Annotated in this window: 15 protein-coding genes; all 15 read left to right on the forward strand. The window is 39.4% G+C overall.

What is annotated here, in order from left to right; translation table 11 throughout:
• Positions 1-18: 18 nt before the first annotated feature.
• The 15 genes from ACED36_RS19865 (at position 19) to ACED36_RS19935 (ending at position 15,429) form a co-directional block, all read left to right on the forward strand.
• Positions 19-1,002 (forward strand): hypothetical protein, encoded by a 984-nt coding sequence (locus ACED36_RS19865; RefSeq protein WP_371733735.1) that lies wholly within the window; start codon positions 19-21, stop codon positions 1,000-1,002.
• Complete coding sequence (locus tag ACED36_RS19870) at positions 999-1,727, forward strand: glycosyltransferase (protein WP_016960212.1); 729 nt, start codon at positions 999-1,001, stop codon at positions 1,725-1,727. Before ACED36_RS19865 ends, ACED36_RS19870 begins: the two co-directional genes overlap by 4 nt.
• Positions 1,706-2,581, forward strand: a complete 876-nt coding sequence (locus ACED36_RS19875; RefSeq protein ID WP_016960213.1) for an aldo/keto reductase — start codon at positions 1,706-1,708, stop codon at positions 2,579-2,581. The genes ACED36_RS19870 and ACED36_RS19875 overlap by 22 nt, the downstream gene beginning before the upstream one ends.
• 27 nt (positions 2,582-2,608) lie before the next feature.
• The gene (locus ACED36_RS19880) at positions 2,609-2,938 is read left to right on the forward strand and encodes a GtrA family protein (RefSeq protein ID WP_371733753.1); all 330 of its coding nucleotides are present in this window, start codon (positions 2,609-2,611) and stop codon (positions 2,936-2,938) included.
• 166 nt (positions 2,939-3,104) lie between these two features.
• Positions 3,105-3,980 (forward strand): hypothetical protein, encoded by an 876-nt coding sequence (locus ACED36_RS19885; RefSeq protein WP_141709915.1) that lies wholly within the window; start codon positions 3,105-3,107, stop codon positions 3,978-3,980.
• Positions 3,977-5,158 (forward strand): oligosaccharide repeat unit polymerase, encoded by a 1,182-nt coding sequence (locus ACED36_RS19890; RefSeq protein ID WP_016960215.1) that lies wholly within the window; start codon positions 3,977-3,979, stop codon positions 5,156-5,158. The genes ACED36_RS19885 and ACED36_RS19890 overlap by 4 nt, the downstream gene beginning before the upstream one ends.
• Complete coding sequence (locus tag ACED36_RS19895; protein ID WP_016960216.1) at positions 5,155-6,417, forward strand: hypothetical protein; 1,263 nt, start codon at positions 5,155-5,157, stop codon at positions 6,415-6,417. The genes ACED36_RS19890 and ACED36_RS19895 overlap by 4 nt, the downstream gene beginning before the upstream one ends.
• Positions 6,410-7,447: a polysaccharide biosynthesis protein gene (locus ACED36_RS19900; protein WP_016960217.1), complete on the forward strand. Its 1,038-nt coding sequence runs from the start codon at positions 6,410-6,412 to the stop codon at positions 7,445-7,447. Before ACED36_RS19895 ends, ACED36_RS19900 begins: the two co-directional genes overlap by 8 nt.
• On the forward strand, positions 7,448-8,551 hold the full coding sequence (locus tag ACED36_RS19905) for an NAD-dependent epimerase/dehydratase family protein (protein WP_016960218.1): 1,104 nt from the start codon (positions 7,448-7,450) through the stop codon (positions 8,549-8,551). It abuts the gene before it with no gap.
• Between the two features lie 19 nt (positions 8,552-8,570).
• On the forward strand, positions 8,571-9,701 hold the full coding sequence (gene wecB / locus ACED36_RS19910) for a non-hydrolyzing UDP-N-acetylglucosamine 2-epimerase (RefSeq protein WP_016960219.1): 1,131 nt from the start codon (positions 8,571-8,573) through the stop codon (positions 9,699-9,701).
• 1 nt (position 9,702) lies between these two features.
• Positions 9,703-10,923, forward strand: a complete 1,221-nt coding sequence (locus tag ACED36_RS19915; protein ID WP_016960220.1) for a glycosyltransferase family 4 protein — start codon at positions 9,703-9,705, stop codon at positions 10,921-10,923.
• Positions 10,920-11,852 (forward strand): NAD-dependent epimerase/dehydratase family protein, encoded by a 933-nt coding sequence (locus tag ACED36_RS19920; protein WP_016960222.1) that lies wholly within the window; start codon positions 10,920-10,922, stop codon positions 11,850-11,852. Before ACED36_RS19915 ends, ACED36_RS19920 begins: the two co-directional genes overlap by 4 nt.
• Positions 11,836-12,387 carry a sugar transferase gene (locus ACED36_RS19925; RefSeq protein WP_016960223.1) on the forward strand — a complete coding sequence of 184 codons (552 nt, stop codon included), beginning with the start codon at positions 11,836-11,838 and terminating at the stop codon, positions 12,385-12,387. The genes ACED36_RS19920 and ACED36_RS19925 overlap by 17 nt, the downstream gene beginning before the upstream one ends.
• Positions 12,388-12,573: 186 nt before the next feature.
• Entirely contained in the window at positions 12,574-14,526 is a 1,953-nt protein-coding gene (locus ACED36_RS19930) for a nucleoside-diphosphate sugar epimerase/dehydratase (RefSeq protein ID WP_029486436.1), read from the forward strand.
• 168 nt (positions 14,527-14,694) lie between these two features.
• Positions 14,695-15,429, forward strand: a complete 735-nt coding sequence (locus tag ACED36_RS19935; protein WP_241823343.1) for a glycosyltransferase family 25 protein — start codon at positions 14,695-14,697, stop codon at positions 15,427-15,429.
• Positions 15,430-15,492 lie beyond the last annotated feature (63 nt).

Raw genomic sequence — 15,492 nt, forward strand, 5'->3', positions numbered from 1 at the left:
GTTATTTGAGTGAAAACTATGGAAATCAATAAATGCCTTTCTTTTGTATCAGTCGTTCTGATTGAGAAAGACATCCCAATAACGGATCTTTCAAAAATTATTTCCGAGATAAATCGGTTTTTGTCTGAGAGATATTCAGATTACGAAATTGTTGTTATCGAGGAAGGTGTTAATACCAAAAATACTGCACTTTGGAATAAAATTCTAACTGAAATTGATGCGATTAGAGTGATCCAAGTATCTAATAGTTTAGATCGAGAGACTGCGCAGTTTGTTGGTTTGGAAAATGCTATTGGTGACCACGTTATACTATTCAATTCGTTAACAGATCCGCTTGAAATTATCGAACAAGGAGTTCAAAAGAATAATGATGGCTTTGATATTGTCGGTGGGGTCGATTCTAACCCAATTCAGTCTATAAGTTATCGCATTGTTCGTCCTGTTGTAAGTCACTTTCTTAAGAAAATTGGTTATGTGAACGAACGTAATTCAACAGAATTTTATTGTTTATCAAGAAATGCAGTCAATTCACTTACAATCTCAAGCAGTAGAAAGTATAACCTACATGTTCGAGTTAGCCAGTGTGCCATGGAAAAGGCGACCATCATTTATAAAGTTGATCATAGATACAAAAAAAATAGGAAGAGAGTTAGGAATTCGATTCCATATGCGTTGAACATGATCATATTTAACTCTGTAATACCACTTAAGTATATGGCTATGCTGGGTATAGTCGCTAGCATATTTAGTCTTCTTTTCGCAACGTACAGTTTTATTCAAAAACTACTCAATAACGTGACAGTAGATGGTTGGGCTTCAATTACCATTTTGGTGTCATTATTGTTCACTATTCTATTTGTAATCTTAAGCTTTTTTGCTGAATATCTTAGCAGGTTGTTAGATGAAAGTGACCAGGGGAAACCCTATTGGATTATCAGTGAGAAAACAAGCTCAGTGATGGTAAATGAAGAAAGATATAATGTTATGGATAACTCCCAATGAAGAGTATTGAAATTACGATTCCAGTGTTGAACGAAGAAGATACTTTGGAATTACAGGTGAAAAAGGTGCTTGATTATTTTAGCGCTCTACCTCAACATGAATATGATCTATGTCTTGTAATTGCGGATAATGGTTCTACGGACGAAACTAGAACAATTGCTTCTAAATTGGTCGAATCTAATGTTGACAGAGTTAGATTAGTTGAAATAGAGCAAAGAGGCGTAGGCCTTGCACTTCAAGCATCTTGGAATACGAGTCAGGCAGACATAGTCGGTTATATGGATCTTGACCTCGCAACCGACATTGAACATGTAAAAGATGTGATGGATTTATATAGTAATAATGATGTTGATATAGTCTATGGCTCGAGACTGCATAATGAATCGGTTGTTGTAGGCCGAACTATAAAAAGGGAAATAACCAGTCGTGCATTTAATTTCTTACTTAAGACATACTTATCATCTAATTTCAGTGATGGCATGTGTGGCTTTAAGTTTTTTAAACGACAACACATCGACTCACTTATGACTAATGGAGCAAGTAGTGGTGGTTGGTTTTTCTGTACAGAAACATTAGTTGTTGCCGAGAAGCTAAACTTAAATGTTATTGAACTTCCGGTTAAATGGACTGATGATGAAAATAGTAAAGTTAAGATATTATCATTATCATTAGAGTATTTAAAGGCAATGAGAAGACTAAAGTCATGTCTAAAAAAATCTGTTTAGGTACTGCTATGTGGGGATGGAGTGTTAATAAAAACACTGCATTTCAATTCCTAGATATGTTCTATAGTAATGATGGAAGGCACCTAGATACTGCGTTTAACTACCCAATGAATGGTGTTGAGAGTGATTTATTGCATGCTGTAAAAATCATATCAGAATGGACTAGAGTTAATAATATAGATGATTTGAAGGTTATTTTTAAGTATGGGAGCTTAGACAATAAAAAAAGCCCAGATAGTGACTTGGGCATTTTAAATACTCAGGATATGTTTGACATTGCGAATGAATATTTGGGGTCTAACTTATACTCCCTTATGATTCATTGGGATAATCGAACGGATATTCATTCAATTGACGAGACGGTCCGATGTTTAGATATATTGGGAAGAAATCATTCTTTTAATGTCGGGCTGTCTGGCATTAAGGAAGTAGACTGTTACCACGATATTTTAACTAAGTTAAAAGTCGAGTGTGTAGACCATGAAATTAAGAACGCTTTTAATTCTGTCGGACATATCCCGTTCAATCTTTCAGTCTTGCCTGACTATAGGCTTTGGGCATATGGTATTTCAGGTAGTGGTTTAAAGTTGGAGGAAAAAGATTATAGAGTTGATAGTTACGTTAAGTTAGTACGCTCGGATGACTTTCACAGAGAGCGTTTTTCGGATGAAGACAAGACGGCTATAAAATCGTATATAGAATCTAGTGATGTAGTGAGTAATTTGTATGAGTATTCCATGTTGATTAAAGAGTTGGATCATAATTTTTATGGTTATATCGTTTCACCCAGTAGAGTTTCTCAGTTGGAGCAGATTATTTCATTTAGGGAAAAGTTAGGAAAAACTCTAAGGTGAAGCATGACTAGAGTCATCAGTTTTCTTATGGTTGGCTGCTTTAATACAGCTAATTCATATCTAACTTTTTTATTGTTATACAAGTTCATTGAAAATATAAATATTTCACTATTAATATCCTATGTTTGGGCTATGTGTGTTAGTTATTTACTTAATAAATACTATGTGTTTGGTTCCGGAAGCGGCAGTGTTTTCTCATTTCTTTTAGTCAATATAAGCTTGTTTTTACTTAATCGAGGACTGTTGGAAGCCGCGCTAGTTTACACTAAGTTACCTATTGAGATTGTTCAAGCTTTGAGTTTGTTATTTCTTAGCGTTCTTAGTTATTTATCTTACTCAAAAATATTCAGAAAGTAGAATAAGCGAGTCTATTTTGAAATTGGATGTTGAAACTTATATAAAAGCCCTTGAAAACGAGTATTATTTGGACGTGTATTTTTCAAGACAGCGTTCACTGAAAATTATGTGTTTTCGGGCCGAGACTTTCCCTGGTTATATCAAGTATTATATCAAGTACTTCGTCTTGATTATGTTGATCCCGTTATCTCCATTTTTTTCTCGTGTTTCATTTCCTGGTATATTAAAGGGAGATGTTTATTTCACTTGTTCAGATAAGTCAAAGAAAATGTTCAGTAAAATTGATTCGAATAACATTTTCGGTATTGTAGATAGGGGTTATAAGCTTGACTTCAATTTTTCTGATTTTTCTGATTTCCTAATTTTGTCTATAGCATTTATTAAGCGCTTTAAGTTTTCATTTTGGTTTTACCCCGAAATGATGCTTATTCCTGAGATGATTAAAGTAAATCGAGCTTTAGTAGCAGCTGATATCAATGAGTTATATATAACTAATCAATATGATAGGTGGGCTTATTTTCTAACCAATCTGAAGTTAGGATGTAAAGTTAATCTTCATCAGCACGGATTGGTTTCACATGAATATCAACCAAGGAATAAAATAAGCGCAGTCCAAAGCTTGCTATGTTATGATGAAGATCAATTACGTATTTTTAAAAAACACATTGTAGAAAATGTCACTGTTGTAACTATTCGCGCTCCTTTCATTTTTTTACATCCGGATTTAGGAGGTTCGGCGGTACTATTATGTTGTACGTCAAATAACGAGTATTTTCATTTAGAGAACGAAATATTCAATTTTTTGTTTGATGAGGAGAGAGTTGTTGTGGCTGTCAAACCACACCCCAATAATAATAGTAGATATTCTGGTTTTAACAATAAATTTATTGGTGATAGTTTCCCTAGAGTGAGGGTTGTTATTCATTTTAATTCAACTCTAGAAGTCGAATACAAAAATAGTGACCCTAATGTACTCACCATAAATGCTGCAAAAACACCAATTAATGATATTGTAGATAGTGTGTTGAGAGTGACAAAATGAAAACATTGCTAGTTTTCTTGATGAGTCCTTTTTTCCTGGCGGCTCTATATGATACGATATTTTATCTTCCAAGTAGTACGCTGGACATATACCCTGATTTAAATGGCATTTACACTTTTTTCTTGATCTCTCAGGTTTTGATATACTTTTGTTTAGCTGTTTGCTTTACGTGTTTATATAACAAAAATCAACTTCGATTTAAAAGCCATACCATAGTCTTTTCAAATATGAATCGAGGGATCAATGCGTTTTTTTATTTGGTCTTGATAGCAACCTGTGCTTGTCTTTTCCTTTATCTCTTTTACTCGGTTTTTGGTGACTTCAATTTCTCTCAGCTTTTAACACATAATGCAGAGTTCTACGCAAAAAGCAAAGTGGGTACAGCGTGGGTTTTCTTTGTTTATCAATTTTTAATTTTTTTAATGCTTTATGATATATATAAATCTGGCTTCAGAGGTTATAAAGTATGCATTCTACTTTTAGCTATACTATTGATAGCTTTGACCGGTGGGCGAAGTACAATTATTTCTTATCTTGTGTTCATAGGATTTATATACTTCTTCGTTTATGATAAAAAGGTTAGAATATCACTTGTATTGATTTTTGTAGTACTTTTTATAGCTATTGTATCTGGTAATTCCCTGTTGAGACATGGGCAGAATACTTCTTTTATAGATTACGTTAACAGTGATGCATTTAAGCTTGATTTTAACAGCTCCTTTGTTCTTCAGGACAGTATAGATTATGTTCATAGCAATAATGATCATTATTTTGTCGCATTAGAAGATGCATACTATGCATTTATTCCAAGGCGTGTGATGCCGAGTAAGCCCGTTTCTACATCAGAGACTCGACTGGTATATAGTGATATGCTATCTGATGGGAGAACCACCAATATTACTTTTGGTGTTTATGGGAATATGATAATTAATTTCGGATACGGAGGTTTATTTCTTGGGCTTTTGTGTTTATTTCTAGCAAACTACAAATATATCAAGGTTTGTAGCAGGCTTGCTTATCGAAAAGCAACGGATTTTATTTTCCTTTTTATTTTCATGATGTTCGTTCTTATCCTTCGTGGTGGTTTTTTTAATATGAGGATCGTTTTATCTCTGATAGTAGTAACAGCAGCTGTAATAGTTTATGAGTCGCTAAGAAGTCTGAGGCTCCTAAGATGATTGTTAAGGATTTTCTACTATATGGACTTTCTGCGGGTTTAAATAGGGCTGGTATCTTTCTCCTTTTGCCTTTTTCAGCAATGTATATACCTCCAGCAGCATTCGGCGAATTGAATTTATATTTAATTTCATCATCTTTACTTTCGGTCTTATTTACACTTAACATATCGGTGGTCATATCTAGAGAGTATTATATTGATCGTGTTGGAGTGATGCGATTTGTTAGATTGCATAACTTTGTCATACTATCGCTTCTTACTTTGTTTTTATTTTTAACGCCTCTGTTTTACAACGTTAGAATTTTTTGGTTTGTTGGTTTTGTGCTTTCTGAATGTTTGTTTTTGGTTAATTCAAACTATATTCGATTCAAATGTGGTCCTTCTCACTATTTCAAATTGACCTCTTTCAAGTTCATCTTTTTGATCTTAACTTTTATTTTTTGCGTTTTTTATCTGGATATAAGAGGTGGTGATCTAGTCACAATAGTCATGATTGTCGTCTTTTTTTCTAATCTTTCTTTTCTGTTTGTAGGTTTTGACTTAAGAACTTTATTAAAGCCAGTTAGGGTTTTTGGCAGGTTAAAATTTCGATTTTTGAATTATTCTTACTTGTTATTTGCCTTAACATTGATCCCTCATTCTGCCGCACAGTGGATTAGTTCATCCTTCGATCGCTTTTTCGTTAACTGGTTTTTTACTGATAATGAACTAGGAATCTACTCATTTTCATACTCTTTGGCTTCTCTACTTCTCTTAGTTTCATCAAGTTATGCTTTGGGACTTCCCCAGTTGTGCGTCAAAAATTACAAGTTAGTTGGTTCAAAATTCTTCTTTAGAGCTTTCTTGATTTTAAATTCTGTTCTGTTGTTTTCGTTTCTGTATGCGGTCAAGTTTGCTCTTCCATATTTCTCTGATTACAATGATGCTAATATTTTTGAGTTTGTTGTAATAGTGTCTTGTGGGCTGTATTTTTTGTTTTTCTATTTGTATTTCTCGTCTTCTCTGTTTTATGAAAGGAGGGGGCGTCTTATTTCGAAAATCACCTTTGTTGTTTGCGTGTACAGTGTTGGAGCATTGTATCCAATGGCATCATACTTTGGTATAATTGGTGTTTGTATTGTCACCCTATCCGCATATTTATTATATATGTGCTTGGTTGCCTATTTTAGTGAATTTGCCAACCTAAAACGAGTGTTTCTGCCAGTTGCTTTTTCATTTTTTACAATAACTTTTTTCATTGATGGTTCGTTTTATGTTTGACTCTAAAGTTTTATTAATTACAGGCGGTACTGGCTCTTTTGGCAATGCTGTACTTGATCGGTTTCTTGATACTGACATAGGTGAGATTCGAATTTTTTCTCGTGATGAGAAGAAACAGGATGATATGCGTAAGAAGTACAACTCACCAAAGTTGAAGTTTTACATTGGTGACGTTCGTGATTATCAAAGTTTATTGAATGCGACGCGTGGTGTTGACTTTGTTTATCATGCTGCAGCGTTGAAACAAGTGCCTTCATGTGAGTTTCACCCAATGGAAGCAGTTAAAACTAACGTTTTAGGTACTGAGAATGTTCTTGAGGCTGCTATTCAAAACGAGGTTAAGCGTATTGTCTGCTTAAGCACAGATAAGGCTGTTTATCCAATTAATGCTATGGGAATTTCCAAAGCCATGATGGAGAAAGTTATCGTAGCTAAGTCTCGTAATGTTGATTCAACGAAGACCGTAATTTCAACTACTCGCTATGGTAATGTAATGGCATCACGTGGTTCTGTTATCCCTTTGTTCTTACGCCAGATAATCAATAAACAGCCTATCACAATAACTGATCCAAATATGACTCGTTTTATGATGACACTTGACGACGCTGTTGATTTAGTTCTTCATGCTTTCGAAAACGGTGTAAATGGTGATATCTTTGTCCAAAAGGCGCCTGCCGCAACAATAGATGTATTGGTAAAAGCCCTCCTTAAGATAACAGGTAAGACAAGTCATATAGTCAATATTATAGGCACACGTCACGGCGAGAAGCTCTATGAAGCACTTTGTAGTCGAGAAGAGATGTTTGTGGCAGAGGATCAAGGTGGTTACTATCGCATACCTTCAGATAATCGTGATTTGAATTATTCAAAGTACCATGAAGAAGGTGATATCGATTTGTCTTCTATCGAGGATTATAATTCTCATAATACTGAACGTTTGGATATTGAAGGTATGGTCGCACTTTTACACAAGCTTAACTTTATCGCAGATATTGAAGCTGGCAGCTTAGTAGTTCCTGAAGGTGTTTAGATGAAAATTGTAGTCACAGGATCTAATGGTTTTATTGGTAAAAACCTTTGTATTATGCTCCGTGAGCATGGTTGCAATGATATTGTTGAAGTTGATCGCGATACTTCTAGAAATGCGTTGTCTGAACATTTAGGTTGTGCTGACTTTGTCTATCATTTAGCAGGTATTAACCGCCCCAAGGATGAATGTGAATTTCATCTAGGAAATGCCGATTTAACTAGTTTTATTACTCAGGAATTGAAGGCTAGGGGTAAAAAAATCCCGTTAGTGATTAGTTCATCGACTCAAGCTGAAATCGATAATGCATACGGAATAAGTAAACGTTTGGCAGAACAAGCAGTAGAGCTCTATGCCAAGGATACTGGAGCTCCTTACGTTATTTATCGTTTTCCAAATGTATTTGGTAAGTGGTGTCGTCCTAACTATAACTCCTTTGTAGCAACATTTTGCTATAACATACTAAATGGTATCGACATTACCATTAATGATCCGTTTTCTCCAGTAACGCTTGTCTACATAGACGATGTATGTTCGAGCTTGATAGCGCTATTGGATGGTGCAGTTTCAAGTGGTTTCAAGAAGGTGTCACCTGAGTACCCAACCACAGTTGGTGAAGTCGCTGATTTTTTGAAGGCCTTTAGAGATAGCCGTGAAAATCTCGTGACAGAAAATGTCGGGGCAGGTCTAACTCGAGCGCTTTATGCTACTTATCTAAGCTATATGTCCCCCGCGCAATTTAGTTACTCTATTCCAAGTTACGGTGATGAACGTGGTGTTTTTAGCGAGGTATTAAAGTTCAAAGAAGCAGGCCAGTTTTCTTTCTTTACCGCTCATCCTGGGATTACTCGTGGCGGTCACTATCACCACAGTAAAAACGAAAAATTCCTGGTTCTAAAGGGAACTGCATTGTTTAAATTTGAACATATCGCCACTGGCGAACACTACGAATTTCAAACAAACGGTAGCTCACCTCAAATTGTGGAGACCGTACCCGGCTGGTCTCATGATGTTACCAATATTGGCGATGAAGAAATGATTGTTATGCTTTGGGCGAATGAGGTTTTTGATCGCGAGGCACCTGATACATTTTCTCACCCACTGTAACCGTTCAAGAGAATTAAGAATGAAGAAATTAAAAGTAATGTCAGTAGTGGGTACGCGTCCTGAAATTATCCGCCTATCCCGCGTGCTGGCAAAGTTGGATGAGCACTGCGAACATATTTTGGTACACACAGGGCAGAATTACGATTTTGAACTTAACGAGGTGTTCTTTAGTGACTTGGGCGTTCGCAAGCCCGATTACTTTCTGAATGCGGCTGGCAAGAATGCGGCGGAAACTATCGGCACGGTGATCATAAAAGTTGATCAAGTACTAGAAGAGGTGCAACCGGAGGCAATGCTTGTGTTAGGAGATACGAATTCTTGTATCTCAGCTATTCCCGCGAAACGCCGTAAGGTACCGATCTTTCATATGGAAGCCGGTAATCGTTGCTTCGATCAACGTGTACCTGAAGAAACAAACCGCCGTATTGTCGATCATACCTCGGATATCAATCTCACTTACAGTTCAATTGCTCGAGATTACTTGCTTTCAGAAGGCTTACCGGCCGATCGAGTCATTAAAACGGGTAGCCCAATGTTTGAGGTTCTTAATCACTACATGCTTCAAATAGATACTTCAGATGTACTCACTCGACTTGGATTACAGAAAAGTGAGTTCTTTGTGGTGAGTGCACATCGTGAAGAAAATGTCGATTCCCCCAAGCAACTAGCCAAGTTAGCAGAGACTTTAAATACAGTGGCAGAGCACTACAATTTGCCAGTGATAGTGTCAACTCATCCACGCACTCGCAATCGCATTGAAGCGCAAGGCTTAGACTTTCACAAAAATATTCAGTTGTTGAAGCCACTTGGTTTCCATGACTATAACCACCTTCAGAAGCATGCGAAGGCAGTACTTTCCGATAGTGGTACTATCAATGAGGAGTCATCAATCATGAACTTCCCCGCATTGAACTTGCGAGAGGCGCATGAGCGTCCGGAGGGTATGGAAGAAGCGTCCGTTATGATGGTTGGACTTGGCGTGGAGCGTGTCATGCAAGCGCTTAGCATCTTAGAGTCACAATCGCGTGGTGATGCGCGTTTATTACGTCAAGTCTATGACTACTCGATGCCTAATGTATCTGACAAGGTTGTGCGCATTATTCATTCGTATACTGACTACGTAAAGCGAGTCGTTTGGAAAGAGTATTAGGGTGAAAAGGGTAAAAGTTCTTGTTCTCGCTGAGTACATTGGCGAGAACCATAATTCGACCGCTTACTATTGGTCTCAAATAGTAAAACAGCTCAAAAAGACGTTTGATGTAGTTCTCATCACACCAGATACCAATCATTCTCGAATTTTTGCTGAAAAATACGATGTAACTACCAGGTATGTTCAATTCGCAGTGCATAACAAAAATAGTTTGATTTCTAGGTTGTTAGGTCAGTTGAAGCAAACAAGTCGCTTCCTTCGATCTGTTCGTAAAGACATTGATCAGGTAGATCTTGTTTTTACCGGGACCAACCCTATTCTCACTATGTTCGCACTAGCCGCAATGAGACGGTTTCGAACATCGTTTAAATGGCTTGTCTTGGTTCATGATGTTTTTCCTAATAACTTAGTGCCAGCAAAGGTACTTCGACATTCAAGTTATCCTTATCGACTGTTGACGTTTTTCTCAAAAAAAGTCTACGCCACACCAGACAAAATGATTTGTATCGGTCGAGATATGAAGGTGCTGTTGGAAGATAAAACTGGCAAAAGTGATGAAATAGAGTTTATTCCCAATTGGGCATCAACAACTACGATTCTCCCGCAATTGAAGTCTGAAAATAGCGTGATCTCTGATTTAGGATGGCAGAATAAAGTCGTGTTTCAGTTTTTTGGTAACATGGGCCGTCTTCAAGGCGTCCCCAATTTACTCAAAGCTATAGCACTGACTGAACATAAATCTTCGCGGTTCATTTTTATTGGTTGTGGTTCAGAAAGTAAGCAGGTAGTACGTTCGGCTGAGTTTGTAAATAAACAGGTCGGTTATGAGCGAATCAATTACTTTGGCAATCTTGATCTTGAAAAGAACAATATCGGCCTAAACGCGTGCGATGTGTCATTGGTTTCACTGTCCTCTGAGATGTTTGGACTTGGCGTACCAAGTAAAGCCTATTTCTCGATGGCTGCGGACAAGCCGATTTTATATATCGGCGATACGGGCTCTGAGTTAGAGGTGCTATTGTCAGAACACAAACTGGGTTGGCACTGTGTTAGTGATGACGCGGAGCAACTTGCAAGCCTGTTGGACTCTGTGGCGAGTGAGCTGTCGGACAACCCTGAAAGTACTGATGTTAATCCTCGAAACGTGATGGAGCGTCATTTTTCTGAACAGATGGCTTTAGACGCTATTCAGAGAGTCGCGGAGGAGACAATAAAGTCGTGAATATTTTACTTACAGGTAGCACAGGCTTTGTCGGTAAGCATCTAGCGAACAACTATCGCATTCATAGGCAGGTTGTTCGTGATGGAGAAAAACGTGGTCAAGAGCCCTATTTCACGGTTGAAAGCATAAATGAAGATACTGACTGGAATGGGGCCTTTGATGGTGTTGATGTTGTTATTCACTTGGCCGGCTTAGCTCACTCAGGCACATTCTCTTGTGAAGACTATCAGAGCATTAACACGCAAGGCACGGTTCGATTAGCACACGCTGCGGCGAAAAATGGTGTTAAACGGTTTGTTTTTGTTAGCTCTATCGGGGTGAATGGTACCTCAACTGAAGACCAGCCGTTTACCTTTGATGAAACAGCGAATCCTCACAATGCTTATGCACAATCCAAATACAACGCAGAGCTAGGGTTAAAACAGATTTCCGAGAACGTCGGACTTGAAGTGGTGATAGTACGGCCAACGTTAGTCTATGGTCCCAATGCACCGGGTAACTTTGGTATGCTGGCGAAATTAGCTAGTAAAGTGCCTGTTTTGCCCTTTGGCGTTGCCAACAACCGACGTGACTTTATTGCCGTTCAAAATCTCGTTGATTTGCTGGTCACCTGCGCAACTCACCCCGAAGCTGCCGGACATACGTTTCTCGCCAGCGACGGCGAAGCCGTGTCGACGAAAGACTTCACGAATGCCATTGCTAAGGGAGTAGGAAAGAAAATTTTACAGCTACCGATCCCTATTGGAGTCATGCGATTAGTCGGTAAATTAACGGGTAGATCGCCGATGATTGAGCAGCTTTATGGGAATTTGGAAGTGGACCCGTCCAACATTAAAGAAGTATTAGGTTGGATCCCCCCTTTAACAATGGAACAAGCGATGACAAGCTTGCGTGATTCTGGAAAAATAAACAATGATTCGTACGATTGATTTTCTTGCCGCCTTTTTCGGCCTTCTTTTGTTATTTCCAGTACTGATTGTCGTAACGATGATAGGCTTATTTGATACTGGCTCACCCATTTTTGTACAAGAGCGAGTAGGTCGCAACAAAAAGCCATTCAAGCTGGTTAAATTTCGTACTATGTCGGTAGACACTCGTTCTGTGGCAAGTCATTTGGCAAGTACTACGTCAATAACCAAACTAGGTAACTTTTTGCGTAAAACTAAAATTGATGAATTGCCACAACTTATCAATGTAATGAAAGGTGAGATGAGCTTAGTTGGCCCGCGCCCTAATTTGTTTAATCAAAGTGAGCTTATCAAAGAGCGTGAGGGCTTAGGAGTTTATGATGTGCTTCCAGGCATTACTGGTTTGGCGCAGGTGCAAAATATAGATATGTCAACGCCCGAACTCTTGGCTAAAACTGACAAGCAAATGATTGATACATTGACACTGAAAAATTACTTCAAATATATTTTGATGACTGCAGCAGGCAGTGGTAAAGGTGACGCGATGAAAAAATAGAGACTGAGTAGGATACAGTAGGGGTTACTTCGTCACACAGGCTTATCAAAGAGTGTTTGCTTCCGAGCAAAGTGATTGAAAGGCCTTTGCGCTTCCTTGCTGGTGCAGTTACACTTGTCATTACCTGTTTTCCATTCCGCAAACGGCTCGAATGTCTATTCGTTGCCTTCTATAAGACAAAAAAACATGGCTAGGTTGAATTTCATTTGGGAACTGTCCCGCCTGAATAAGCGCATAATAAGTATTGGAATCGATATGCTTTTTGTGTTGGTGGCATTTTATGGCGCCTACTGGACACGTATTGGATCCGTCAGGCCCATTTCTGCTGCGGACATTCAGATTGTGATTGTTGTAACAGTTGTCGTCACTGTACTCACTTTCATTAAGCTCGGTCTCTACCGTGCTGTATTACGTTATTTGTCGTTCCATGCGCTGGCAGTAGTGGCTATTGGCACTGTTGTTTCGGCGTTGACCGTTGCAGTAGTCGCGTTTTACCTTCAAGCCCCAATGCCTCGCTCAGTTCCCATAATTTATGGTGCGTTCTTGTGCTTGCTATGTGGAGGCGCGCGGTTAATTGTGCGTACACTTGTTGCGCAGTCGGGCCTTCGTAGAAAATCTGCTGTGCTTATTTACGGCGCGGGTTCCGCTGGTCGCCAGTTGGCACTTGCCTTACGTCAGTCAGAATCCCATAAAGTAGTGGGCTTTATTGACGAAGACACCACTCTCAAAAATACGCTACTAATGGGGTTACCTGTCCACTGCATCAGCGAGGCGTCACGCTTAATTGGCAAATACGGCGTTAAGCAAATCCTTCTAGCATTACCGAGTGCTACACGAGCTAGACGTAAGCAAATTATCGATATGTTGGTACCCTTACCTGCAGAGGTCTTAACGGTGCCGGATATGCGGGACATTGTGGAGGGTAAAGCGAACATCGATGAGCTCAAGGACGTAGATATTGATGATTTGCTCGGTCGTGACTCTGTGGTGCCGCAAACGGCTCTGTTGGAGGCCAATATTCGCGGCAAAGTTGTTATGGTAACTGGAGCCGGCGGCTCTATTGGCAGCGAACTGTGCCGACAGATAGTTCAACATGGTCCAAGTAAACTCGTATTGTTTGAATTGTCAGAGTTTGGTCTATACAGCATTGACCGAGAGTTGACCTGCTTGGTTGCAGAGCAAGGGTTGGCAGTTGATATCGTTCCATTGCTTGGCTCAGTTCAGCGAATTAACCGCCTCGCAGTTACCTTTAAAAGTTTTAATGTGCAGACGGTTTACCATGCAGCTGCATACAAACATGTACCACTCGTTGAATACAATGTGGTGGAAGGGGTGCGCAATAATGTGTTTGGTACCTATTATGCGGCAAAAGCAGCAGTGAAAGCGGGGGTTGAATCGTTTGTTCTGATTTCGACCGATAAAGCAGTACGCCCCACGAACGTGATGGGCACCACTAAGCGTATGGCGGAACTTGCCCTTCAGGCGCTGGCTGAAGAGGAAGCAATCACTGGCCACAACACTCGCTTTTGCATGGTGCGTTTTGGTAACGTTCTTGGTTCCTCAGGATCGGTGATTCCGCTGTTTAAGCGGCAAATTGCTTCCGGCGGGCCCGTTACGGTTACGCATCCAGATATCATTCGCTATTTTATGACCATTCGCGAAGCTGCGCAGCTTGTTATACAGGCTGGTGCAATGGGCAAAGGTGGAGATGTCTTCGTTCTCGATATGGGCGAGCCTGTGAGAATTGTAGATTTGGCGACTAACTTGATCCAGTTGTCGGGGCTAGACGTGAAAAGTCAGGATAACCCTCACGGAGACATAGAGATTGCCTACACTGGTCTCCGCCCAGGTGAGAAGCTTTATGAGGAGTTGTTGATTGGGGACAACGTCGAGCGCACTGCGCATGAGCGTATCATGACGGCGAATGAACGTTATCTCCCTCTTTCTGATTACACTGTTCTGATGGATAAGCTCGACAAAGCTTGTCATGATTTTGATCACCAAGCTATAAGGCAAATTCTCCTTGAAGCTCCGACAGATTTCTCACCTACGGATGGTATTGGTGATTTGGTTTGGAATGCAGGGAATAATACAGAAAAAGCCAATGTTGTTAAGTTGAATAGTAGTGGCGGGATCTAGAAAGGCTTTTTCTTTATGGTGCTGCCTTAAATATGCACTCTCTAAAAAGCGGCCTATCTGGCCGCTTTTGCTTTTCTACACTTGAAATCATAACAACTTGCTCGAACCTCCTACCAATTTGATGTAACATCGACATTCTTATTTCGACGCCATTAGAAAGTGATAAAAGTGCCTGACATCTATGTGATCAGCCTGCCAAGATGTACTGACCGCCGCGAAAAAGTGGCAAAGGAAATGGCAGAGAAAAGTATTGAATTCGCCTTTTTTGATGGAATTGATGGTCATGCCGCCATTCCCGTGTTGGCTGAAGATTATGACTATCCAAAGAGGTTGTGGTTAACCAGCGGTAAAATGCCGTCTAAAGGCGAGCTTGGTTGTTACGCGAGCCACTATCTGATGTGGTTAAAGTGTATTGAGTTAAACCGACCAATTATAGTTTGTGAAGACGATATTGAACTTCATGAAAACGCGCTCGAAATTGCCAACTTTGCGCTCAACAAGGTACAAGAACTTGGATTTATTCGTCTTCAAAGTATCAATGAAGGTGGTGATTTCACTAATATTTTTGAGGTGGCGGACTTCCAGATTAATTTGATGAAAGATAACTACGGAGGGTTGTGCGCTTATGCTATCTCTCCCTCTGCGGCGGCGAAGTTGGTAAAGCATCGTTGGTGTTTACCTGTGGACTGTTTTGTCGGCGCCAACTTTATTCACGGTCAATATTCCTATCAACTAACACCTAACTTTATGGCAGAGCATGTAGGTATTGAGTCAACTATACAACATAAAGATAGTTTCAAAACGCCTATATACAGAAAGCTTTCGAGAGAACTATATACAGCCTACAAGAAAATTATGCTTTCAGTCATGTACAGAAAAAAGCTCCAGGATATGAGCAAGTAGTGACTTATAGAAAATCTCATAGGACGAGCGATAGTTTAACTCTGAGCCTTTTGGCATTTATTA

It is taken from the genome of Enterovibrio sp. FF113 (genome assembly GCF_041439165.1).
In the GTDB taxonomy this organism is placed as follows: domain Bacteria; phylum Pseudomonadota; class Gammaproteobacteria; order Enterobacterales; family Vibrionaceae; genus Enterovibrio; species Enterovibrio norvegicus_A.

Bases quoted from the DNA above. Each gene is read 5' to 3' on its own strand.
- ACED36_RS19875 (WP_016960213.1), top strand. From the start codon at position 1,706: ATGTCTAAAAAAATCTGTTTAGGTACTGCTATGTGGGGATGGAGTGTT.
- ACED36_RS19930 (WP_029486436.1), top strand. From the start codon at position 12,574: ATGGCTAGGTTGAATTTCATTTGGGAACTGTCCCGCCTGAATAAGCGC.
- ACED36_RS19880 (WP_371733753.1), top strand. From the start codon at position 2,609: ATGGTTGGCTGCTTTAATACAGCTAATTCATATCTAACTTTTTTATTG.
- ACED36_RS19905 (WP_016960218.1), top strand. From the start codon at position 7,448: ATGAAAATTGTAGTCACAGGATCTAATGGTTTTATTGGTAAAAACCTT.
- ACED36_RS19900 (WP_016960217.1), top strand. From the start codon at position 6,410: ATGTTTGACTCTAAAGTTTTATTAATTACAGGCGGTACTGGCTCTTTT.
- ACED36_RS19890 (WP_016960215.1), top strand. From the start codon at position 3,977: ATGAAAACATTGCTAGTTTTCTTGATGAGTCCTTTTTTCCTGGCGGCT.
- ACED36_RS19895 (WP_016960216.1), top strand. From the start codon at position 5,155: ATGATTGTTAAGGATTTTCTACTATATGGACTTTCTGCGGGTTTAAAT.
- ACED36_RS19865 (WP_371733735.1), top strand. From the start codon at position 19: ATGGAAATCAATAAATGCCTTTCTTTTGTATCAGTCGTTCTGATTGAG.
- ACED36_RS19870 (WP_016960212.1), top strand. From the start codon at position 999: ATGAAGAGTATTGAAATTACGATTCCAGTGTTGAACGAAGAAGATACT.
- ACED36_RS19925 (WP_016960223.1), top strand. From the start codon at position 11,836: ATGATTCGTACGATTGATTTTCTTGCCGCCTTTTTCGGCCTTCTTTTG.
- wecB (WP_016960219.1), top strand. From the start codon at position 8,571: ATGAAGAAATTAAAAGTAATGTCAGTAGTGGGTACGCGTCCTGAAATT.